Raw genomic sequence first — 1,317 nt, forward strand, 5'->3', positions numbered from 1 at the left:
TGTAGTGGCCCCCTAAACCCCCGGACACGATCTCCCACTTGTTAAGTGTTAGGAGTAATGTGCCCATTATGACCAGTCACATACCTAAGATAGAAGTGTTGTCCGGCCCTGAGCGCCGCCGTCGCTGGTCGACAGCGGATAAGCTCGCGATAGTCCAGGAGACCTACGAGCCGGATGTCACGGTCAGCATCGTTGCTCGACGGCATGGCATTCAGCCGAACCAGTTGTTCGCCTGGCGTAAATTGGCGGCGCAAGGTGCGCTGACGGCGACGGCATCGCAGGAAGAGGTCGTCCCGGCATCCGAGTACAGAGCGCTTCAGAACCAGGTAAAAGAACTTCAGCGCCTCCTCGGCAAAAAGACGATGGAAGGCGAAATCCTCAAAGAAGCGCTTGAGATAGCATCAGGGTCAAAAAAACACCTGTTGCGCTCGCTGTCGTTGCCGAGGGACGGTTCGCGATGACGGCGGTGTGCGAGACCTTGGGTGTCGCCCGATCCAACATAGCGGAACGTGTGAGGCAACGTCCTTCCGGAGCCAGGGGGCGGCCGCCGCTCGCTGATCAGGAACTGATGGATGAGATCAAGACGATCATCGATGACATGCCAACCTACGGATATCGCAGGGTCCACGCGATCCTGCGCCGTAAAGCCCGCAGCGAAAACCGTCCATGGCCAAATGCCAAACGCGTCTACCGGGTGATGAAGGTTCACGGCATGCTTCTTCAGCGCCATACGGGTGCAATCGACATCCGTCGCCACGATGGCCGCGTCGCCGTCGAGCAATCCAATTTGCGTTGGTGTTCAGACGGGTTTGAAATCGGCTGCGACAACAAGGAGAAGGTGCGCGTTGCTTTCGCTCTCGATTGCTGTGATCGCGAGGCCATCGCCCATGTCGCGACAACCGAGGGCATCAAGAGCGAGGACGTCCAGGACCTGGTCATCACGGCTGTTGAGAACCGTTTCGGTCTCGTCAACACACTTCCAAAGCCAATCGAATGGCTGACGGACAACGGTTCCTGCTTCATCGCAAAGGAAACCAAATCGCTGCTCATCGATATCGGCATGGAGCCGTGTTCAACGCCCGTTCGCAGCCCACAGTCCAACGGAATGGCCGAAGCCTTCGTCAAAACCTTCAAGCGCGATTACGTCTCGGTGAACCCCTTGCCGGACGCCATGACCGTCATCGCGCAACTGCCCTCATGGTTCGAACACTACAACACCCTTCACCCGCATAAGGCATTGGGGTATTGCTCGCCTCGTGAGTTCTTAAACCGTCAAACCGAAAGCTGATCCTGTCCGGTTTTTAAGGGGCAACTCCA

The 1,317-nt window shown here is 57.2% G+C and carries 1 protein-coding gene; it reads left to right on the forward strand.

Going from position 1 to position 1,317, the window contains the following annotated elements:
- The first annotated feature begins 68 nt into the window (after nt 1-68).
- Nucleotides 69-1,288 (forward strand): IS3 family transposase gene (locus tag GGE33_RS27355; protein ID WP_183830636.1). Its coding sequence is split into 2 segments (ribosomal slippage): nt 69-408 and nt 408-1,288, totalling 1,221 coding nucleotides; the frame shifts between segments, so codons are not numbered across the junction.
- Nucleotides 1,289-1,317: the final 29 nt, after the last annotated feature.

The sequence above is a fragment of the Aliirhizobium cellulosilyticum genome (genome assembly GCF_014198105.1).
GTDB lineage: Bacteria > Pseudomonadota > Alphaproteobacteria > Rhizobiales > Rhizobiaceae > Neorhizobium > Neorhizobium cellulosilyticum.